This is a genomic window from Enterobacter sp. BNK-13 (assembly GCF_048685015.1).
Taxonomy (GTDB): domain Bacteria; phylum Pseudomonadota; class Gammaproteobacteria; order Enterobacterales; family Enterobacteriaceae; genus Enterobacter; species Enterobacter quasiroggenkampii.
Genome location: NZ_JBLQTP010000001.1, coordinates 4,097,341 through 4,118,849 on the forward strand (window position 1 = coordinate 4,097,341; position 21,509 = coordinate 4,118,849).

At 57.0% G+C, this 21,509-nt stretch carries 14 protein-coding genes; 4 read left to right on the forward strand and 10 right to left on the reverse strand.

All coding sequences use genetic code 11. From position 1 onward, the window contains the following. Positions 1-17: 17 nt before the first annotated feature. The gene (pdeH, locus tag ACMGGQ_RS19820; protein WP_045909060.1) at positions 18-791 is read right to left on the reverse strand and encodes a cyclic-guanylate-specific phosphodiesterase; all 774 of its coding nucleotides are present in this window, start codon (positions 789-791) and stop codon (positions 18-20) included. 229 nt (positions 792-1,020) lie between these two features. On the opposite strand from pdeH, the gene ACMGGQ_RS19825 reads away from it, so the two are divergent. Next, on the forward strand, positions 1,021-1,950 hold the full coding sequence (locus ACMGGQ_RS19825; RefSeq protein ID WP_229226585.1) for a sugar kinase: 930 nt from the start codon (positions 1,021-1,023) through the stop codon (positions 1,948-1,950). A gap of 46 nt (positions 1,951-1,996) precedes the next feature. Here the strand turns inward: ACMGGQ_RS19825 and ACMGGQ_RS19830 are convergent, their stop codons facing one another. From ACMGGQ_RS19830 to bcsR, 9 genes are all read right to left on the reverse strand, one after another. Then, positions 1,997-3,490, reverse strand: a complete 1,494-nt coding sequence (locus ACMGGQ_RS19830) for a M16 family metallopeptidase (protein ID WP_048027805.1) — start codon at positions 3,488-3,490, stop codon at positions 1,997-1,999. A 227-nt stretch (positions 3,491-3,717) separates the two neighbouring features. Beyond that, the gene (locus tag ACMGGQ_RS19835; RefSeq protein ID WP_045909063.1) at positions 3,718-5,004 is read right to left on the reverse strand and encodes a dicarboxylate/amino acid:cation symporter; all 1,287 of its coding nucleotides are present in this window, start codon (positions 5,002-5,004) and stop codon (positions 3,718-3,720) included. Between the two features lie 159 nt (positions 5,005-5,163). Further along, complete coding sequence (gene hmsP / locus ACMGGQ_RS19840; RefSeq protein ID WP_420290419.1) at positions 5,164-7,170, reverse strand: biofilm formation regulator HmsP; 2,007 nt, start codon at positions 7,168-7,170, stop codon at positions 5,164-5,166. 119 nt (positions 7,171-7,289) lie between these two features. Beyond that, positions 7,290-10,772: a cellulose synthase complex outer membrane protein BcsC gene (gene bcsC, locus ACMGGQ_RS19845; RefSeq protein ID WP_420290420.1), complete on the reverse strand. Its 3,483-nt coding sequence runs from the start codon at positions 10,770-10,772 to the stop codon at positions 7,290-7,292. Further along, positions 10,754-11,860 (reverse strand): cellulose synthase complex periplasmic endoglucanase BcsZ, encoded by a 1,107-nt coding sequence (bcsZ, locus tag ACMGGQ_RS19850; protein ID WP_420290584.1) that lies wholly within the window; start codon positions 11,858-11,860, stop codon positions 10,754-10,756. Before bcsZ ends, bcsC begins: the two co-directional genes overlap by 19 nt. A gap of 6 nt (positions 11,861-11,866) precedes the next feature. Beyond that, entirely contained in the window at positions 11,867-14,287 is a 2,421-nt protein-coding gene (bcsB, locus tag ACMGGQ_RS19855; RefSeq protein WP_420290421.1) for a cellulose biosynthesis cyclic di-GMP-binding regulatory protein BcsB, read from the reverse strand. Positions 14,288-14,297: 10 nt separating this feature from the next. Further along, positions 14,298-16,913: a UDP-forming cellulose synthase catalytic subunit gene (bcsA, locus tag ACMGGQ_RS19860; RefSeq protein ID WP_045909068.1), complete on the reverse strand. Its 2,616-nt coding sequence runs from the start codon at positions 16,911-16,913 to the stop codon at positions 14,298-14,300. Continuing rightward, positions 16,910-17,662, reverse strand: coding sequence for a cellulose biosynthesis protein BcsQ (gene bcsQ, locus ACMGGQ_RS19865; protein ID WP_045909069.1), 753 nt, complete (start codon positions 17,660-17,662; stop codon positions 16,910-16,912). The genes bcsA and bcsQ overlap by 4 nt, the downstream gene beginning before the upstream one ends. An 11-nt stretch (positions 17,663-17,673) precedes the next feature. After that, on the reverse strand, positions 17,674-17,862 hold the full coding sequence (gene bcsR / locus ACMGGQ_RS19870; protein ID WP_008503237.1) for a cellulose biosynthesis protein BcsR: 189 nt from the start codon (positions 17,860-17,862) through the stop codon (positions 17,674-17,676). A gap of 175 nt (positions 17,863-18,037) precedes the next feature. Here bcsR and bcsE point away from each other — a divergent pair, with 175 nt between their 5' ends. The 3 genes from bcsE to bcsG are packed head-to-tail and all read left to right on the forward strand — an operon-like array spanning position 18,038 to position 21,463. Beyond that, positions 18,038-19,600, forward strand: coding sequence for a cellulose biosynthesis c-di-GMP-binding protein BcsE (gene bcsE / locus ACMGGQ_RS19875; protein WP_420290422.1), 1,563 nt, complete (start codon positions 18,038-18,040; stop codon positions 19,598-19,600). Continuing rightward, positions 19,597-19,791, forward strand: coding sequence for a cellulose biosynthesis protein BcsF (gene bcsF / locus ACMGGQ_RS19880; protein ID WP_045909071.1), 195 nt, complete (start codon positions 19,597-19,599; stop codon positions 19,789-19,791). Before bcsE ends, bcsF begins: the two co-directional genes overlap by 4 nt. Next, positions 19,784-21,463 (forward strand): cellulose biosynthesis protein BcsG, encoded by a 1,680-nt coding sequence (bcsG, locus tag ACMGGQ_RS19885; RefSeq protein WP_420290423.1) that lies wholly within the window; start codon positions 19,784-19,786, stop codon positions 21,461-21,463. The genes bcsF and bcsG overlap by 8 nt, the downstream gene beginning before the upstream one ends. Positions 21,464-21,509: the final 46 nt, after the last annotated feature.

The window sequence follows — 21,509 nt, forward strand, 5'->3', positions numbered from 1 at the left end:
AAAGGGAAGCGGGCTTATCAGAGGGTAGTTATCACGCTATCGAGGCGATCCATGGGTACCGGACGGGAGAGGAAATAGCCTTGCGCCGCCGCGGCAGGCGAGCTTTGCACATCACGCCACTCTTCCAGCGTTTCCACACCTTCAACAATCACGCCCTGGCAATAGCGGTTCATCAGCTGCAATAGCAGCGTAAACAGGTTCCGCCCTTCCGGGGTCTGACGCAGCATAATGAACAGATCGCGGGCCACTTTAATGTAGTCGTAACGCACTTCACTCAGGGCCGAAAAGTTCGCCATGCCGGTGCCAAAGTCATCCAGCCACAGCGGGCCGTATTCGCATATGGAGGCAAACGAGGAGTCCTGCGGCAGGCGGACATGCTCCACCAGCTCAAAACGCACCCACGGCAGGGTGGCAATCAGCTCCTGCAATTTCGCGTTCTGACGCAGCGCCAGCAGAGTGGGACCATCAACATTCACGGAGGCGAGGATATCGTGCTGTTCGAAAAAGGGCTGCTTCGTTGCCAGCATATGGAGCTGCTCTTCCAGCACGTCCAGACGCTGGCGAACGGCAACTTCGGCAAAATAGCGATCCGGTGCGATGCGCTGGGTAGGGTTTGAGGGGTGCGTTACGACGGTCAAAATTTCAATGGCCATCAGTCGACCGTCTGTTCGGTATATCGGCTGATAAGTGTACGCACGCTCACATTGCAGCCAGTAGCGATGCTCCTGCAAGTTCTCAATACTTGCCTCAGGCGTGGTGCTCAGCCGCTGGATAACCTGCTCTGACTTCATTTCAGATGTCCTGTTGTTGGGATGGCCTTTCTGGACTCGTCACAGGATTATCGGCGCGACAATTGAGAACTTTATGTTCAATTCACCGGGAAAATGAAATTAAGATGACAGAAATGCGCAGGAACACGCGTTGGCTCAAATAAAATAATGGAACGTTGTTTTAATATAGTTGACCGGTTAATTCACTCAGCGCACACTGCTGTTAATTCTTCTGTTCAGGTTCACGATTATGTCTAAAAAAATTGCCGTGATTGGCGAATGCATGATTGAGCTGTCACAAAAAGGCGCGGAAGTGAGCCGCGGATTTGGTGGCGATACGTTAAACACGTCGGTGTATATTGCCCGTCAGGTTGCGCCTGAGGCGCTCACCGTGAACTATGTTACCGCTCTGGGCACGGACAGCTTCAGCCAGCAAATGCTGGAGGCCTGGCAGAGTGAACAGGTTGAAACGTCGCTGATTCAGCGTATGGAAAACCGCCTGCCGGGGCTTTATTACATCGAAACCGACAGCACTGGCGAACGCACGTTTTATTACTGGCGTAACGAAGCCGCGGCCAAATTCTGGCTGGAGAGCGAGGCCGCCGCGGCCATCTGCCAGGAGCTGGCGACCTTCGACTATCTCTATCTGAGCGGGATCAGCCTGGCTATCCTCAGCCCGGCCAGCCGTGAAAAGCTGCTCTCGCTGCTGCGCGCGTGTCGTGCCAACGGCGGTAAGGTTATTTTCGATAACAACTACCGCCCGCGCCTGTGGTCCAGCCGTGAAGAGACGCAGCAGGTCTATCAGCAGATGCTGCAATGCACCGACATCGCCTTCCTGACGCTCGACGATGAAGACGCCCTGTGGGGTGAGAAACCGGCAGAAGACGTGATTGCACGTACGCAGGCGGCTGGCGTGCGTGAAGTGGTGATTAAGCGCGGTGCGGATTCATGCCTGGTCGCGATTGCGGGTGAAGCAGTGGTTGAGGTCCCGGCGGTGAAGCTTGCCAAAGAGAAAGTGATTGATACCACGGCGGCGGGTGATTCATTCAGCGCGGGCTATCTGGCGGTACGCCTGACGGGTGGAACACCGGAAGCCGCGGCACAGCGTGGGCACCTGACGGCCAGCACCGTCATTCAGTATCGCGGGGCGATTATTCCGCGCGAAGCGATGCCTGTTTAAGCCCTCACCTTTACCCTCTCCCACAGGGAGAGGGAATGTCTACCCATTACTGCCCTTGCGGGATATCCGTCGCGTCCTGATGTAAATCATCAGCCGTCGCGGACTGCGTCGGCTGCGGCGCGGTGGCCATGATGGAATCCCAGGTCGTCTGAAGTTCCTTCATGTCATACTCCGGCTCGCCCTTCGGTTGCAGGAGAATCAACGCCATCTCCTGCGACAGCTGCTGGCGGAGCTCCTGGTTGAGCATATCGACGGTCAGACCGCTCAGGAAGTCCTGACGAAGCTTCTGGTACTGTTCCGGCGCAATGTCCACCACCTGGTTCTGCAGGGAGCGAATACGCTGGCTGATCAGAATGTCGGTATCGGCGCGCGCGTAGGTCGCGAACAGCTTCTGCAGCTCGAGTTTTTTCTGGGCCACAAGCGCGTTGAACTCCTCTTCAGAGAGCCCCTCTTTACGCACTTTTGCCAGCTCTTTCGCCACGACGCCCAGATTGGCATTCAGCTTATCGCCCGGTGATTCAACGTTAATGGCGCATTGCGCACGCTGGAACAGCACGCGGCAGTCAAAGCCAAGGCCGATATTCTTCACGTTGTTCTTACTGAGCGTCTGCTGAACGTGCCAGAACAGCGCTTCACGCGCCAGGTCGGCACGCCAGTAGCGCAACAGCGCTGCGGACTCACGGATGGGCTGCCAGGCGTTATCCCACATCACGGAGAGTCGGTCCTGACGAACGGTGTCCGTCATAATGCTGACAGGCTCTGCCCGCAGCGGGGAGAGTGTTGGAACAGGAGCTGGCGATTCACGCTTGCCTTTCAGATCGCCAAACGCTTTGTTGATCTGCTCTACCACCGCGCGGCTGTCCACGTTACCCACCACGATCAGCGTCATCGCGTCCGGGGTGTACCATTTCTGATAGAACGTTTTCACCTGCTCAGCATCCACCGGCTGTTTCAGCGGTTCGGCCGGGTCATGTCCGAGTAACGTCGAGCCTTTCAGGCGGTAACGCCACCAGCCCTCTTTGGTATCTCCTGGCCAGGTCGCCACCATGTCGCTGTTGCTCAACGCATAGTTGACGGTATCCGGCGTAATCGCCAGATTGCCAGAGGCATCGGAGAGATACGTCAGGGCTTCTTTAAGCAGATCGTTGCGGTTATTAGGCAGGCTCAGGTTAAACATGGTGTAGTCATACGAGACCACCGCCGGCGGGAGTGGGCGTTTTGGATCGATGGCCTGTTGCCAGAGCGAACGCACCTGAACCGCTTGCAGGCTGCCGCTCTGAGTGAGCGCCAGCCGGGGAATAAAGTGGCTGAAACCGGTTTGCTGGGTGCTTTCCGTGAGGGAACCGGTATTAACAGACAGACGGATTTCAATACGGTCACTGGGACGTTGCGGCGTGGCTAACACCTGCCACTGAAAACCGTTCGCTAATGTCCCTTGTTGCCAGGCCGGGTCTGGCTGGAGCGCATCTGCCTGCACATAACTGGCTGCTGCCATCATCAGCAAACCGCCGGTTAAGAGTCGAATTTTTGTGCCCTGCATGTGAACCCCTGATCAACATTCCTGGTTAAAAAAGAGTGCCTCGCGACGCGCTTCACTCTTAAAGATGACGATGAAAACACGTCGATTAGACCGCGCGTTCGGCAAAACGTCACGGTCCGAAGTGAAATATACCCAAAAAAAATCTTGTCGAATTATGACAGGTATGAACAGTTATTATGCGCAGGAGCCCGCATCCCCACAAGGGAATACGGGCATTTGTGACAAGATTAAGAGGATAAGCCAGGATTTTTGCTGTCAGTTGAACGATTATTCAGAGTATCGTCGAGCTTTTTGTGATCCAGCTCTTTCACCCATTTCGCCACCACCACCGTTGCCACGCCGTTACCCACCAGGTTGGTTAGCGCACGGGCCTCAGACATGAAGCGGTCAATCCCCAGAATCAACGCCAGACCCGCCACCGGCAGGTGACCCACAGCAGAAATGGTGGCTGCCAGCACGATAAAGCCGCTGCCCGTCACGCCTGCCGCGCCTTTAGAGGAGAGCAGGAGCACCACCAGCAGGGTAATCTGATGGAAAATATCCATATGGCTGTTGGTCGCCTGCGCGATAAACACCGCCGCCATCGTCAGGTATATCGAGGTGCCATCCAGGTTGAAGGAGTAGCCCGTCGGGATCACCAGCCCGACCACCGATTTGCGACACCCGAGTTTCTCCATCTTATCGAGCATGCGCGGCAGCGCCGATTCTGACGAGGAGGTTCCCAGAACAATCAGCAGCTCTTCGCGGATGTAACGGATAAATTTGAAGATGCTGAAACCGGTCGCGCGGGCGATGGAGCCCAGCACCACCACCACGAAAAGAATACAGGTGATATAGAAGCAGATAATCAGCTGACCCAGCTGGACCAGCGTACCGACGCCATACTTACCGATGGTGAAGGCCATCGCACCGAAGGCACCGATGGGCGCCAGGCGCATGATCATATTGATGATGCCGAAGATGACCTGCGAGAAGCTTTCGATCACGTTAAAGATAAGCTGACCTTTGCTGCCCAGACGGTGCAGGGCAAAGCCAAACATCACGGCGAACAGCAGCACCTGGAGGATGTTTCCGCTGGCGAACGCGCCTATGACGCTGCCAGGAATGACGTCCAGCAGGAAGGCGACCACGCCCTGATCCTTCGCCTGCTCGGCATAGACCGCAACCGCTTTGGCATCCAGCGTCGCCGGATCGACGTTCATCCCCGCGCCTGGCTGCACCACGTTGACGATGATCAGACCGATAATCAGCGCAAGGGTACTGACCACTTCAAAATAGAGAAGCGCCACTGCACCGGTACGACCGACCGCCTTCATGCTTTCCATGCCAGCGATGCCCGTGACGACCGTACAGAAGATCACCGGCGCGATGACCATTTTAATGAGCTTAACGAACGCGTCGCCAAGCGGTTTCATTTGCGCGCCCAGTTCAGGGTAATAGTGACCCAGCAGAATACCGATGGCGATGGCTGTCAGGACCTGGAAATAAAGACTTTTGAAGAGTGAGGTTTTCATAAGGTGTCCTTGGGAAGAAAAACCACAGGCTTTGTAAGGTTATGGTTAACCTGCGGCTTTAAAATAACACCCACATAACAGGACAGAAATAAACTCAGTTCAAATTTGAAACACAAATGTTAAGAACTTTGAGCTGGCTCGCACAAGCCAGCAACAAAATTACGCTTTTGCGTGGTGATCGGCGCCAGAAAGGTATCGTTCTTCAAAGACATCCGAAGGGACTGCAGGGGCAAACAGGAAGCCTTGCCCGCTCTCCACGCCCGCCTCTGCCAGCCAGGCGCGTTGCGCGTCGGTTTCAATCCCCTCGGCAATAAGGTGCAGGTTGAGGCTACGCGCCATCTGGATAATCGCCTGCACCATGCTGCTGTCGCCCGGCAGTCCGTCGACAAACGCTTTGTCAATTTTGAGCACATCCACCGGAAGGGTCTTCATGTGCTGAAGCTGACGCAGCCCGGCGTACCCCATGCCAAAATCGTCCAGGGCAATGCGAATACCGGCATTACGCAGCGGCTTGAGAATCGCGACCGCCTCATTGGGATCGTCGATGTGTCGGCTCTCCGTCACTTCCAGGGTTAACGTATCAGGCTTGATGCGGTAACGATGGATCAGCTCCAGCATCTCTGAAACCATGGTCGGGTGCATAAGCTGCAGGGCAGACAGGTTGACCGACAGCGGCAGCGTCACGCCACGCTCCTGCCAGGCAGCAAGCTGACGACAGCACTCCTCCAGCACCCAGTAGCCGACGGTAACCATCAGGCCACAGGACTCGATGCGCTCAATCAGCCCTCCCGGCAGCTCCCATGAGCCATCCGGCTGCTGCAGACGCAGCAGGGCCTCGGCACTTTTCACCTCTCCCGTCTGCAGGTCCACCTGCGGCTGCAGCCAGAGGGCAAACTGGCGGTTATCCAGCGCGGTCAGGATGTCGCTCTCTTCCGTCAGGCGCTGCTGCGCCTTTTCCATCTGCGCCGGGTCGAAGAACTGGATCTGGTTTTTGCCTTTGCGCCGGGCGGTAAAGGCCGCCGAGAAGGCGCGGCGATAAAGCTGTTCCGCGGTCAGATCGCCATAGAACATGGCAATCCCGATACTGGCGCTCGGGCGAAGCTGGATACCCTGAATCGGCAGCCGCTCATTAATGACAGTGAGTACTTGCTGACCTAACGTAATCGCATGCCAGGGTTCTTTTACGCCGTTGGCAATCACCACCAGGTCATAACCGCTGACCTGAGTCAGCACCATGCGCGGGGCAAGGACAGATTTGATCTTTTCCACCAGGGTGAGCAGCAGCATTTCGCGCTGGCTCTCCTGAAGCACGCCAGCCGTGTCCTGCAGGGTTTCGCAGGCAATGACCATCAGCGCGGTGGTTTGCTGGCGCTCAACGGTTTGCTCCAGCATCGCCATCAGGAAGGCTTTATTGGGGAGCTCCGATACCGGAAAACGGGTGGCGCTACTGTTCAGTTCATCCTGCTGACGCTGGATGCGCTGCTGGTTGAGGTTATAGCTGCGCACCAGCATGCCGATCTCATCGTCATGATGCAGACGCGGCAGCTCAAGCTGGTGTCCCATCTGATCCTGCGGGGCGAGCGTGTTCAGCTCGCGGGCGATACGGCGCAGGGGATGGACAATCAGCCGGTTGATGCACCAGGTGAGCGCCACGCTGAGAATAAGCGTCATAAGTAAGCAAGTGGTCACTAACGTAACCACCCAACTCATGACGAATTTATACATGCGGTAGGAGTCTGCCTGTAACACCAGGTAGGCCAACGGCTGCGGATTCGCAGGGCGTTCAAGCGAATAGACGGGAAGCGAAATTTGCACCGGCAGTTCAAACAGGCGCATCACCATCATCGGGACGGGACGTTCCGGGATGAAGCTCATCCGCAGCGCCTGAAACTGGTTGGGCAGCACGACGTCCGCCCGGCTCACAACACCAGCCGGCTGAATGCGTTTCAGTATGGTTTCCGCCTCGGGGATATCCCCTTTCAGGATGGAGGCAGACAGCGGGCCGCGTACCGAGCGGGCGATACTTTCTAATTGTGAAGCCGTGTTATAGCGATTCTGCTGTACGGAATGAAACAGCAAAATGACGCAGAAGAGCAGGACAAACAGCATGGTGACGGCAGAGACCATCGCCATCTGTTTGATTGTTAAGGAACGGCTGACACGCAAAATGACTCTCCACAAAACTCGAAGCGCAGGGCGCGCCAGGGTGTAAACCTGGCGCGCCTGAGTATACCCGATTGCCGCGCTATTAAGAGAGACTTACAAATGGATTAAGGAAAATCCGATTACCAGTCCGCGTAAGGGATAAGCGGCTGCGGCGGTAAGTCCATATCGCCCTGCCAGCCTGCAGCAGAGTAGCGCACATAGATTAGCGCGTGGCTTGGGGTATAGTCTTTCGCTTGCTGGATATCCACGCCCATGCCGACAAACCAGTTGGACGTGACCCGCCGCTCGATTATGGCCCGTGCGGTATAACCCGTACCGGAAGAACTGCTGCCGGTTTCCATCGCGCCCCGGTCGGTATAGCGGTCTGGCTCATCGGTCGGGATCAGATTCTGGATCGGGTAGCGCAGCTCGTCTTTGGTTTTGGAGTGGGACCAGGAGACCGAGCCCCCCAGCTCCCAGGACCAGTTTTCCGTGCGCTTACGCCATGTCACCGGCAAGGCGAAGGAGACATACTCCTGCGGGCTGTAATAGCCGCCCTGACCCAGGGTATAACCGCTCAGGTCTTTGTCGTAGTGCCAGAGCATGTTGGACACGCCGACCGTCAGGCGCTCGTTGTTTTTATTAATGAGCTTGTAGTAGTAACCCGTCATCCAGCGGACGCGCCAGTTATCCTCCACATTTTTACCCGTCAGCGTTTCCGCGTTCAGGCTTGACCAGACGCCGTTCGCTTCCCCTTTGTCATAGCTCATACTTACGCCGCCACCGGTGGCGCGTACGCCGCCCCAGGTGGTGCCGGTATTGGTATCTTTTTGCCCGCCGAAGGCCAGCAGAGAGCTGGAGATTGGCCGACGATGGGCGTTAACGGTATAGCCGATGGGCCCCAAATCGCTGCTGTAGCTGATGCCGCCCACCACGTCGACGACGTCAAAGCCCATTGGCGTGGTGCCAATATCCATCGCCCAGGTTTTATTCTGCCAGCCGACGGCAACGCTCGCGCCATTGTCTGACTGATGGGTGTTGCCGCTACACGGTGTTTCGTAGCAGGTTCCCCATTTAGGATCATAAGTCCCGTTCCTGGTATCAAATGACCCGGCATCCATATTGACCAGATCACTTCTGAAGAACATGCGTCCATCAGAGAGCGGCGCATCCACCTGCAGCATGGTGGTATGCGCTTTCAGATCGGAATAACCGCCCGTACCGCTGGAGCCCCAGTAATCGTGCTGCAGCGTGACGTTAACATCCTGCTGACGGTACAACTCACCGGCATCACTGCGCACGCCGCGCTTCAGCCAGTCGTCTTTTTCATCGTTACGCGTCAGACGAGTGAAACTGTCGTTGTCAGCCGGACGCGTCGTGGTGATACCCGTCGATACCATCGCATCTTTGTAGGTTTCCAGCGCCTGCTGAGGATGGCCGTTCTGCGCCTGGAAACGTGCGGCATCACGCAGCACCAGCGCGTTTTCCATGGAGCCAGGCTGCGATTTAGCCTGCGGAATAATTTTATTGAAGGTCTGCTCTGCGGCAGCGGCATCGCCCAGACCCGCCTGCGCCATCGCGATGCGGCGCTGCATATTGAGCGACAGCGGCTGGCCGTTTTGCGCGGCGGGCAGCTTCGCCAGCTCCGCGCGCGCGGCATCTTTGTTACCCTGCGTGCTGTAAATCTCGGTCAGGCCGAGGAGCGCGTCTTCATTCTGCGGCTCACGCTGCAGGACGGCGTTGTACGTCGTTTTCGCCGAGTCCAGATCGCCACGCTGCTGTGCCCAGTCCGCCAGAGTGAGGTCGATACGGGTGGAGGTCGGCTGCTGGCGAAGTAGATTCTCTGCGTCCTGCTCTTTGCCGCTGTCGCGCAGGCGGTTGGCGGTTTCCAGCACCTGGTTGCTTTGCAGGCGGTCGGCAAGCTCCTGAATATTGCCGTTCCACTGGCTGCGCGGTAGCGTCTCCAGATGCGCCAGCGCGGCCCGGTCCTGATCGTTTCCGGAAAGGTAGAGCCCGTTGGCATACACCTGATCCGGGTCGGACGGTTTCTGGTGGGCAAGCTGACGCATCAGGGTGTCCGCCTGGCTGCGCTGACCCGCGCTGTAGAGATCGCGCGAAAGACGATAGGTTATCCACACGTCGCCGGGAGAGAGCGCCAGACGACGACGCTGAATGTCTGCTGCCTGCGCGTATTTCCCCTGGTTCTCAAGCTGTTCGGCCTGGGCGGAGAGCTGTTCGTTGGTCAGGCTACGTTCAATGTCGTCTATGCTACGGCGCTGGCTGGCGGAGAGAGACTGGATAAACTGCGAAGCCTTCTCCGGCGACTGCGCGCGGTAAATATTGGCCAGGCCGCGAACCGCATTGCTGTTGCCACTGTCCATCCGCAGCGCCTGGCGATAGTAACGCTCCGCCGCGTCGTTATCTTTACGCGCCGCGGCGGCGTCGCCCAGCCCCAGCACGGCATAGCTGTCGGTATTGTCGATATTGCGTGCCTGCTGATAGTAACGCTCTGCCTGCGCCGGATTATTCGCCTTCAGCGCCGCATCGCCCTGCTGGATCAGCAGCCAGTAGCGGTTAACCTTCAGAAGACTGTCCCATTTACCCCGGTTATCGCTCTGGGGATCGAGGGCAATCGCCTTTTCAAACTGTGCCACCGCGCGGGCGCGGTCGCCCTTCTGTGAATACGCCTGTCCAAGGGCGCCCACCGCTTCACTGTCGGCATGGTTGGCGCTGACGGCTTTTTGCAGCTCTGCCACCGCCTTACTTCCCTGCCCGGCATCCACCGCCGCCAGCCCTTCGGCTTTCGCGCGGAACGCCGGATCGGCGAGCTGTTTTTGCTGCGCTTCAAGCTGGGCACGCGCCGCCGCGACGCTATCCCCGTCGCTGAATACGCTCAGATATTTTTGCAGCGCACTGACGCTGGCGCTGCTGGCAGGCTGGTCTTTGATTTGGTCATACCACATATCAGACGCCTGGCTGCGGCCATTGGTGGATTTGGCCATCTCCTGCAATACCGCAAAGGCTTCATCACGACGTCCGCTCTGGAACAGAAGCTGGGACAGCGTCGCCTGCAGCTGCGTATTTCCGGGACTGCTGCTGTTTATTTTCTTGAGCTGGTTAATGGCCGCGCCGCGGCGAGCGGGATCTTTTGCCACGACGTTCCAGTATTCCGTCGCCACGTCGCCACCCGGCGGGTTGCCGTCAAACAGCTTGTCATAGGCGGCAATCGCCTCCTGCGTGTGCCCCGTAGTGGCGAGCAGTCGCGCCTGCTGGAGCTGCTGGCGGCCATCCGGAGTAGAAAGCAGCATCGTGTTGCGTGATGACTGGTACGCACTCGAACCCGGCGCAATCCCTTTCAGACGATCCAGCTCTTTTTGCGCGCCGGCGTTATCGCCCTGACGCAGCAGGTAGCGAAAGCGTGCGGCAATCACGTCAGGGTTGTTCGGGTCAATCAGCTCAAGGCGATAGAGCGACTGACGAACCAAATCCTCACGCTGTGTCGATTCGCCCAGCCTCACCTGCTCCAGCAGCTGTTTTTGCTGCGGAGAGTTAGCGGCCTGGGCCCACGGCATAAGCGCCAGGCCAAGCGATAAACTGAGTAGATTTACTGTGAACTTGCGCATTCCTGGCCCCAATCCGGTATTAATTCACCTTTTGCGGTGAAGCGAAAACGATGCTGATCCCATCCTTGCCCAAAAAGAGTCAGCACGTAGCTGTAATAGGCATTGTTATCGGGAAAATGGTCCGCAACGCGCTGGCGCTGAATCGCCTGGGCATCACGTTGTTGTAAAAACGGCAGCATAGCGGCAGAGAACCCGACCGGGCCGTCGCCGGTGCGTTTCCCCGTCGCCACATCCACTTTCTCCGGCGGCACACCCCGTTTCATGGTCTTTGCCGCCATCGGCTGGAAGCGCGTCAGCAGCCGGGCTTTCTGAGGATCGTTATCACTCATCATGCCCACCCAGAGATACACGCGGATGGCGTCGTAGCCGCCCACCAGCGCTTTCTCCTGCTGTAACCGCCAGCCTCTGTTTTTCTGATACTGCACCCAGTCCGGCGAAAAGCCTTTCGGCGCGCTCTCCAGCAGCAGGCGCAGATTGGTTTCACGAAGCTGGGGCCACGGGGAGCCAAACCGCGTGAAATAAGCCGCTAGCTGCGGAGGAAGATAGCTGGGGTTAAAGCGCCAGGCGTGTTCATCGGCAAAGCCGACTTTGCCGGGAAGCAGCATTGCGCCAAGCCCCGGGACTTTCACCACCTCCTCGCTGACAATGCGTTTCAGCAGCGCTTTACCCGTGCGGGTATAGTCCGGATGCTTCCACAGCCGACCCGCTTCGAGCAGTGACCAGGCGATCCAGATATCGGCGTCAGAGGCGGAGTTGGTATCAATCACCGCCCACGTCTCTTTATCTTTCTGCCCCCATAGCCAGGCTGGCAGATGGTCGTTGAGATCGCCGCTGGCAAGATTATCGCGCGTCCACGTCAGCAGCTGGTCAAAGGCCTGGCGATCGTTCGCCGCCAGGGCAAAGAACAGGGCGTAACTTTGCCCTTCCGAGGTCGTAATTTTGCGCGTGTCACTGGGGTCAATGACACGCCCGCCCTCACTGATGTAGTCCTTTTTAAACTGCTCCCAGGCAGGCCAGGTACAGGCGGCGCGAAGAGGAAGCGCCGCCAGCATCACCGCTGCTAATACACACCAGCGAAAGGCTTTCATCACATCTTACTCATCCGGGTTCAGACGACGACGGCTGATGATTCGCAGCAGACGCCACAGCACCCATGCCAGCAAGACCACGCTAACCGCAGCCAGGATAGCGAGCAGAACCGGATGGTTAGCCAGCGCATACCACAGGCGTTCAAACCACGGCAGATGGCCTACGTAGTACACATCGCCCACGCGCAGGCTGTTGACGCCGGACTCACGGATCACCGACACGGAACCAAACATCGCGGCACGTTTACCGCTGTCGTTCATGGCCGTATTGAGCAGTTCATACCCACGCGGGCTGTCCGCGAGGAGAGCCACCACGCTTCGCTGTTCGTTGTAAGGTGACTGGAAGCCCACCACCGCAGCCATTGCCCCCTGAGACGTTATCGTCGTCTGCGCGCTGGCCTGACGGTCGTTCACATCCGGCATAATGCTCGGGAATTCGGTCTGGCGCAGCGGCGTGTTAACCCAGGACTGGGCCGCTTTCACCAGCAGATCGATACGTTTGTCATCCTTCAGCTTATCCGGAATGGTTCCGATTACCATGATGTCAGCGTCTTTGTTCTGAATCTGGCTGCCATCATCCGTCAACGTGACGTTAATTGCCGGCAATCCTGTTTGTCCGCCAACGGTCGCCATGGCGTCCAGCAGGGTCGTGACCTGCCCTTCGCTTGGCGATTTTGGCATCACCACAATGGACTCAGAGAGATCGGCCATGCGGCTGAACGGGAAGCCCGCGTTAGCAAACGCGCGCAGGTCCGGCATCGCCAGGAAGTGATAGTACTTCGAGAAGTCGATGGTCGACTCATCGCCAATCACCACGTGGTTCTGCACCGGCTGGAAGGTGATGCAGTTTTCCGCCGAGCCGCCAGGCATTGGGTTCATGTACTGGAAATCAAAGCGCAGCTGGTTTATCGCGCCCAGCTTCAGTGCCGGGATGGAGACATCCGTTTTACCGTCCAGCAGCCCCTGCAGCACCGGCAGGCGAAGCATCAGGCGGTTCGTATCCTGCGTGCTTTGCAGGCTGAAGGATTGCAGGAACTGGTTGTTCAGGCTGATATCCATGCGCGAGCTGTCTTTGGTGGCTGGCGCGGTATAGCGGTAGTTCAGATTGATATCAATGCCGTTGGTGCGCAGCAGGTACAGATCCGGCGGCAGATTCAGCGACAGGCTAATCGGCGCGGGCTCAAGCCCCGTCGCCTGCAGCTGTTCTTCATAGGTTTTCAGCTCGCCAAAGGTGACCGCACGGTCGGTACGCACCCAGTTTGGCGCATCATACGGTTTACGCGCCAGCAGCGGCTTGACCTCATCTATCACCACGCTGTTGCCACGGAACAGGACGTTGCCCTGGGCAATCGCTTTTGCTGCCTGCACCAGATCTTTATCATCACGACCAAAGACCACCAGCAGCTTCACGTACGGGTTTTCCGGGTGGCTTATCATCTCAACGGTCGGCGCGTTGACGTCCGGATGATCGCGCAGGAAAGCCGGGCGTTTCGTGTTGGTGGCAAACACAATGGCATTTCTGTCCGGCAGCTTGTCATACATCGCCGGGAAGCTCTGGCCGCGCCAGCCCGCGCGTGAACCAAACCAGGACGCCACAATGGTGGCCGCCAGCTGCTCGGTCACGTCCGGGGAAGAGGCAAACACCATCGGCAGCGTGAGCGGACGGTTATCACGCGGATCGAAGAACGGAACCGGGAAGGCTGAGAGATCGTTTTTCAGCGCCAGCGACTGGTAGGTCATCTGCAGCGAGGAGTTACGCCCGACGTCCATCCACAGCGTGTTGCTGGCCGGGTTTTCGCAGACATCGCGGTAGTGACCGACAAATTCCAGGCGAATACGGTTAAAGTCGGTGATGAACAGCGGGTTGATCGGCACCTGAGCCTGCGTTTTCTTGCCGAGCTGCTCTTTCGTGACCGGCAGAACGTCCATCAGTTCGTCATTCAGATAGACCTTCAGCTGAGACTGGGTCGGCAGCAGCGACGGTGACGGCGTGTATTCAAGATTCAGCACCGCATTAGAGACAACCTCATCGCTGCGCATGCCAAATTCAATGCCGCCGTTAGGGTTGATGCCGCGCAGCACCATGCTGCCCGGAGGCGGCGCAATTTGCGCGAAGGTCAGTTTCACGTCACGCGACGGCGCATTGTCCGCAACGACGGGCGCATTCGCCCCGCGAACGCCCGGCATGACCTGCCCGATGACCTGGCCGTCTGCCGGCAGGGTATTCCCCTCCGTTGGCTGGTTCGGCAGGATGTTTTCCGTTTGACCGGGTGCCGCGGTGACAACCGGATCGGTTGCTTGCGCGACGACAGGTACGGTTGGCGCAGGCGTTGCCGCTGCGTTACCCGGGGCCGCGTTAGCCATTGTTGCGGGGAGCGCATTCATCCCCATTGCCACTGCACATAACCAGGAAAGTTTTGTTTTCATCGCGTTATCATCATTGTTGAGCCATAACCGGGTCCGCCTGCTTCGCCTCATCCCGCTCAGGACGACGAGGAATGAACGACACGACCCAGGAAACCAGCGAAGTAAGTGACCGGAAAATTAATTTCACCGACGACGGGGCAAATTCTGCAAGGTGACGATAGCCACGGAACCCCAGCTTCAGAATATCCAGCAGGCTTTCCAGAGGTTTATCTTCCGGGAAGCTGTCCTGCCAGAGAGCCCACGTATCCGCGCGGGCAAACGTACACTGCACAAAATCGATATGTTGCTTTTTGGTCAACGGCATCAGCTGCAGGCCGACTTCATTGCCCACCACGCGAACGACCTGCGTGGGGAAGACATACTCCTGCTGACCGCGCTTAAGCAGCAGGTTAACTTTCTGCCCTTCCAGCACCTTCGCCTGGCCGTTGATTTTGATCCCCAGACCGCCGTCAGAGAAGTCGTGCACGGTACAGGAGAAGAGATGGCCATCTTCACGGGCAATCGCCGCAGGCATGCAGATTTCCACGCGATGTGCGCGACGAACCTGTTTGCTCTCCACCGACACCGCCACCGCGCCGCCGAGGATAATCAGGTTGTAGAAGACCCAGGCCATACTGACGAAGACGGTCAGGATTTCGTTTTCCGGACCGTAGAAGTAGCGCCAGATACCCGCAATGACGCCCACGATATTCAGCAGCACCAGGAAGATATACGGCCGGGAGATCACCCAGTCGACGTACTCCTCCTCCACCAGCCCGCCCTTCGCGGTGACGTTGAATTTACCTTTGTGCGGGTTAATCAGCGCCACCATCGTCGGCGGCGCGATGTACCAGGCCAGCACCGTTTCGTAGATTTCACTCCAGAAGGAGTGGCGGTATTTACCCTGTATCTTCGAGTTCGTCAGGCTCGCGTGGATCATGTGCGGCAGAACAAACAGCGCAATCATCAGCGCGGGAGCGTAGATGATATAAGCGTGAAGGAGCAGGAACGCCAGCGGCGCGGTCAGGAAGATCAGTCGCGGGATACCGGACAAGAAGTGGAACATGGCGTTGACGTAGCAGAGACGCTGCGCCAGCTTGAGTCCTTTCCCGATCAGGGGGTTATCGAGACGGAAAATCTGCACCATGCCGCGCGCCCAGCGAATACGCTGGCCAATGTGCGCCGACAGTGACTCCGTTGCGAGGCCAGCAGCCTGCGGAATGCGCATATAGGCTGAGGTATAGCCACGACGGTGCAGGCGCAGCGAGGTGTGCGCATCTTCGGTGACCGTCTCGACGGCGATACCACCAATTTCATCCAGCGGTTTACGGCGGATAACCGCGCATGAGCCGCAGAAGAAGGTGGCGTCCCACATGTCGTTTCCGTCCTGAACCAGGCCATAGAACAGCGTGCCTTCGTTCGGGGTCTTACGGAAACGGCCAAGGTTACGTTCAAACGGGTCCGGCGAGAAGAAGTGGTGCGGCGTCTGCATCATCGCCAGCTCTTTTTCCTTCAGGAACCAGCCCATGGTCATCTGCAGGAACGAGCGCGTCGGCACGTGGTCGCAGTCAAAGATCGAAACAAACTCCCCGGTGGCATACTTCAACGCGTTGTTGATGTTCCCCGCCTTAGCGTGTTCATGCGTCGGACGGGCGATGTATTCGACGCCGACCTCCTCCGCGAACTGGCGGAACGCCGGACGGTTGCCGTCATCCAGGATCCAGACCTTAAGCTTATCTTTCGGCCAGTCGATGCCCAGCGCGGCATAGATGGTGTTCTTCACCACGCTCAGGTCTTCGTTGTAGGTCGGCACGAAGAGATCGACGGTTGGCCACTGGGTCGTGTCCTTTGGCAGCGGAACCGGCTGGCGGTTGAGCGGCCAAATCACCTGGAAATAGCCCAGCACCAGCACAATCCAGGCATAGGTTTCAGCAAACAGCAGCACCAGGCCGCACACCAGACTCACCGGGTCGTCCCAGTTCAGCGTCGAGGTATAACGCCACCAGATGTAGCGGCAGGAGACGGTCAGCGACAACACGATCAGCATCAGCGCCGAGAAGCGGCCCGGAATTCGGCGCACCAGTAGCGCCACGCCCCACAGCAGGATCAGGAAAGTGAACTGCGCCAGAGGGTTGAAAGGCTGCGTAATACAGACCAGCGCCAGAATGAGCGAGAACACAACGATCACGCCGAGGATAAAACGCCGCAAGCCCGGGTGGAGATGCCCGAGCTCTTTGTGGTTATCCAGATGGCTGGTCTTATCGCTGACGCTGTTGGGGAGCCTGTCCAGCCACTGATGGTAGCGTTCACGTAACTGCTGCACGCGGGAGAAGCTCCGCCAGTGCGGCGTTTTTATCTCCGCGCGGGATGAGGTCGCCACCAGCCAGATGGCCTGAATGAGATAACGCGCCGGATCCAGTGGACGCGGCCGGTCAGGATTAATGTGCGGATACAGTTCACTGTGCCGGGCACGTATGCGCTGCCAGCGCGGGTGTTCGAGTGGAATAAACATCCAGGCCAGAATCATCCAGAAACAGCCGAGCGCGGCGCTGAATGCCGACGCGCCGTGACGGCGAAAATGCCGGTAATGTTCGCTCAAACGCGAACTGACCGGTGGGATGAGTAACCAGCTGGCGAGACGACTCATACATCACTCCCTGCATGCTCCGCCCGATTGGCGAAGTTCAGCAGACACCAGTTAGCCAGCGTCAGGATCTCTTCTGCCGCCAGTGAATCGCTGCGGTATTCGCCGAGCGGTTGCTTCGACGCAAGGCATTCCGCCATGCCCTCATCACGATGGATGACAATGGGAAGCAGGCGGCGCTGGCTCTGCAGCCAGACCTGATACAGATCGTCCTGGATCTGGCTGCCTATGCGCAAATCGTTAATCAGGATATGGCCATTTTGAGGTAGCCCCTGCTGATGCAGGCGGATATGGCAGTTCGCATCGACGTTAACGATCGAGAGGACATGATCGCACTGCGCGATAAGCTGTCGGGTCAGCGTGCCGGCACCGTGCGGCAGATCCAGCAGGATCCACTTGTAGTGCCCCTTTTCCTTCAGGCTCTGCAGCGCCAGCGTAAATTGCGAAAACAGGCGCTGGTATGCGGCTTCATTTTCGCGTTCCGTGGTGGTCAGTTGACCAAACGGCAGCAGGTCAAGAAGGGAGGTATAGCGCAAACCTGCATCCTGCCAGTCTTTATCGTCAAGCAGCGCGCGGGCCCAGCCCTCTTCGCGAGTAAAGTCGACGTTAAACGACATACGCAGTAAATTATCGGCGCAGGCGTCAATAACCAGCACCGATTCACCTAAAAGCTGTAATGACCACGCCAGCGCCGCGGTAACAGATGTGGTACCCACACCCCCACGGACACCCTGTAATCCGAGTATGGCCATCAATGGCTCCCTTATTGTTGATGGGCGAATTCAGCTAATAACGGCCAGCGTTTAATAGCCGCGGCCAACTGTTCCCGCTGGGAAATATCGGTGTAATCTATTTCAGGTAAAGAAAAGGCCTGCGTCAGCGCCAGAAAATCGTTTTGGAATGTGTAACCCAGGGTCGAGTCGACTGGGGTACCGGGTTCATTATTATCCATTCTTTTTCCATCCCTTTAAGGAAAATCGCACGCTAAAGAAGTTGCGGGGCTTCCTGCCCTGACAAATTTCATTTACATGCTAAATCTGATGTTCTTTAATTTCAATGTTAGGTTTATTTCTACGCTTTCGCTAGTAAACTGAGATACAGATAAATTAGACGAAAAGAGGGACACCGTGGACTCCATATTTTCTATTGGCATCCAGTCATTATGGGACGAATTGAGCCACATGCCAGTCGGAGGAGTCTGGTGGATTAATACGGACCGAAATGAAGATGCTATCAGTCTGGTAAACCAGACAATTGCTGCCCAGGATAAGGATTCCCGCGTGGCCGTCATTAGCATGGGCGAAGAACCGAAGAAAATTATCACGCTGGAAAACGATCGCGGGCCTCAGACAGTGCGATTATTTTCCATGACATCGGATGCCGATAGTCTATACTTTTTGTCCCGCGACGTTCAGTGCACTATTGATCCTGATCACTATTTGGTGATCCTTAAATGTGCAAATAACGTCCTGCAAAATATCCCTGCTGAAAAACTGCTGCCGTGGCTGGAAAAAATCAATAAATGGGCAAAATTTCAAAATTGCACGCTATTGATAGTCAATCCCGGCAGTAATAATGACAAGCTGTTCTCACTTTTAATGGGTGAATATCGTTCCCTGTTCGGTCTGGCAAGTGTTCGTGACCAGGTGGGCAGCTATCTCTACGATATTGCCTTCTGGTGTAATGAAAAAGGCGTGAGCGCCAGGCAACAACTTACGCTGAAACACATCGAGGGTAAGTGGCACCTGGCACAGCAGGAAGAAACCGTGGTGCAGCCGCGCAGTGATGAAAAACGCATCCTGAGCCATATCGCGGTTTTAGAAGGGGCGCCCGCCCTGTCGGAAAACTGGTCGCTGTTTGAATCTAACGAAGACCTTTTCCACGAAGCCCGCACAACCCAGGCGGCAACCCTTATCTTCTCATTGATGCAAAATAACCAGATTGAGACGCTGGCAAGGCAGATCCACACCTTGCGCCGCCAGCGCGGAAGCGCGTTAAAGATCATCGTGCGCGAAAACAATACCAGCCTGCGCGCCACCGATGAGCGTCTGCTTCTGGGCTGTGGTGCAAATATGGTCATTCCCTGGAACGCGCCGCTGTCACGCTGCCTGACGCTGATCGAAAGCGTTCAGGGCCAGCAGTTTAGCCGCCATGTACCGGAAGACATTTCTACGCTGCTCTCTATGACGCAGCCGATGAAGCTGCGTGGATACCAAAAATGGGATACCTTCTGCGACGCCGTCGGCAACATGATGAGCAATACGCTTCTTCCTGCTGACGGAAAAGGGGTTATGGTTGCCCTGCGTCCTGTACCCGGTATCCGCGTTGAACAGGCACTCACCTTGTGTCGCCCCAATCGTACGGGTGACATCATGACCATTGGCGACAATCGCCTGGTGCTGTTTTTGTCCTTCTGCCGGGTAAACGACCTCGATACGGCGCTTAACCATATCTTCCCCCTGCCTACCGGGGATATTTTCTCGAACCGTATGATTTGGTTCGAAGATAATACGATCAGCGCGGAGCTGGTGCAGATGCGTGCGCTCCAGCCTGAACAATGGGCTAAACCGCTCGCGATCAAGAGCGATGCGAAACCGATCCTCAATGCCAGACATGATGGACATGTCTGGCGTCGGGTTCCGGAGCCCCTTCGCTTATTAACGGACAACGCGGAGAACGCACCATCATGAATATCAGCGATATCATTCAACTGGTTATAGTCTGTGCGCTGATCTTTTTCCCGCTTGGCTACTATGCACGCCATTCCATACGTCGTATCCGTGATACGGCCAGAGTGCTGTTTATAAAACCTCGCTATGTAAAACCAGCCGGAACACTGACACGGGCATCACACGTCAAGGCAGACCGAAAACATGACTAATTCTACCTATACCGCTTCGTCACCCTCGCCGCTCTGGCAATACTGGCGCGGCCTTTCCGGCTGGAACTTCTACTTTCTGGTGAAGTTTGGTCTGCTGTGGGCAGGCTATCTGAATTTCCATCCCCTTCTTAACCTGGTATTTATGGCCTTCCTGCTGATGCCCCTGCCGAATATCAGGCTGCATCGCTTACGTCACTGGATAGCCATCCCTCTCGGCTTTGCGCTGTTCTGGCATGATACCTGGTTACCGGGGCCGGACAGCATTATGAGCCAGGGCTCACAGGTGGCAGGCTTTAGCGCCAGCTATATCCTCGATCTGACCGAGCGGTTTATTAACTGGCAGATGATAGGCGCGGTATTTGTGCTGCTGGTTGCCTGGCTGTTCCTGTCACAGTGGATCCGCGTCACGGTGTTTGTCGTCGCGATTATGATCTGGCTTAACGTGCTGACGCTGGCTGGGCCAAACTTTTCGCTGTGGCCTGCCGGTCAACCGACCACCACGGTGACCACCACCGGGGGAAGCGCGGCGGCCACCGTCACCACGGCAGGCGATACGCCTGTGGTGGGCGATATCCCAACCCAGACCGCACCGCCGACCTCCACGAACCTGAACGCCTGGCTCTCCAGTTTCTATACCGCGGAAGACAAACGACAGACGAAATTCCCGGATGCGCTGCCGGCGGATGCTCAGCCGTTTGAACTGCTGGTGATCAACATCTGCTCGCTCTCCTGGGCAGACGTGGACGCTGCAGGTTTGACGTCTCATCCGCTGTGGTCTCATTTCGACATTCAGTTTAAAGATTTCAACTCTGCCACCTCTTACAGCGGCCCGGCAGCCATCCGCCTGCTGCGTGCAAGCTGCGGTCAGGCATCGCATAAGAATCTGTATCAACCCGCCGGCAACCAGTGTTATCTGTTCGATAACCTCGCCAAACTGGGCTTTACGCAGCATCTGATGCTGGGGCATAACGGCCAGTTCGGCAACTTCCTGAAAGAGGTGCGCGAACAGGGGGGTATGCAGGCACCGCTGATGGATCAAACCGGTCTTCCTGTCTCTCTGCTGGGCTTCGACGGCTCGCCCGTCTATGACGATTCCGCTGTCCTGCAACGCTGGCTGCAGACCATCGAAAAAGACAGTAATCCCCGCAGCGCGACGTTCTTTAACACCCTGCCGCTCCACGACGGTAACCACTTCCCGGGCGTGAGCAAAACGGCGGATTATAAAGTGCGTGCGCAGAAACTCTTCGACGAGCTGGACGCGTTCTTTACGGAGCTGGAAAAATCAGGCCGTAAAGTAATGGTGGTTGTGGTACCTGAGCACGGTGGCGCGCTGAAAGGCGACAGAATGCAGGTGTCAGGTCTGCGTGATATCCCAAGCCCGTCGATTACCAACGTGCCTGCTGGCATCAAGTTCTTTGGGATGAAGGCACCCCATCAGGGCGCACCGATTGAAATCACCCAGCCGACCAGCTATCTGGCAATCTCAGAACTGGTTGCCCGTGCCGTTGACGGGAAGCTGTTTGTGGAAGATAGCGTGAACTGGGATCAGCTCACCAGCAAACTGCCGCAAACGGCAGAAGTCTCCGAGAACGCCAACGCGGTGGTGATTCAGTATCAGAACAAACCGTACGTTCGCCTGAACGGCGGGGATTGGGTACCGTATCCGCAGTAACTGATTTCCCCCTCACCCTAACCCTCTCCCCATCGGGGAGAGGGGA

Bases quoted from the DNA above. Each gene is read 5' to 3' on its own strand.
- pdeH (WP_045909060.1), bottom strand. From the start codon at position 791: ATGAAGTCAGAGCAGGTTATCCAGCGGCTGAGCACCACGCCTGAGGCA.
- ACMGGQ_RS19825 (WP_229226585.1), top strand. From the start codon at position 1,021: ATGTCTAAAAAAATTGCCGTGATTGGCGAATGCATGATTGAGCTGTCA.
- ACMGGQ_RS19830 (WP_048027805.1), bottom strand. From the start codon at position 3,490: ATGCAGGGCACAAAAATTCGACTCTTAACCGGCGGTTTGCTGATGATG.
- ACMGGQ_RS19835 (WP_045909063.1), bottom strand. From the start codon at position 5,004: ATGAAAACCTCACTCTTCAAAAGTCTTTATTTCCAGGTCCTGACAGCC.
- bcsC (WP_420290420.1), bottom strand. From the start codon at position 10,772: ATGCGCAAGTTCACAGTAAATCTACTCAGTTTATCGCTTGGCCTGGCG.
- bcsZ (WP_420290584.1), bottom strand. From the start codon at position 11,860: ATGAAAGCCTTTCGCTGGTGTGTATTAGCAGCGGTGATGCTGGCGGCG.
- bcsB (WP_420290421.1), bottom strand. From the start codon at position 14,287: ATGAAAACAAAACTTTCCTGGTTATGTGCAGTGGCAATGGGGATGAAT.
- bcsA (WP_045909068.1), bottom strand. From the start codon at position 16,913: ATGAGTCGTCTCGCCAGCTGGTTACTCATCCCACCGGTCAGTTCGCGT.
- bcsQ (WP_045909069.1), bottom strand. From the start codon at position 17,662: ATGGCCATACTCGGATTACAGGGTGTCCGTGGGGGTGTGGGTACCACA.
- bcsR (WP_008503237.1), bottom strand. From the start codon at position 17,862: ATGGATAATAATGAACCCGGTACCCCAGTCGACTCGACCCTGGGTTAC.
- bcsF (WP_045909071.1), top strand. From the start codon at position 19,597: ATGAATATCAGCGATATCATTCAACTGGTTATAGTCTGTGCGCTGATC.
- bcsG (WP_420290423.1), top strand. From the start codon at position 19,784: ATGACTAATTCTACCTATACCGCTTCGTCACCCTCGCCGCTCTGGCAA.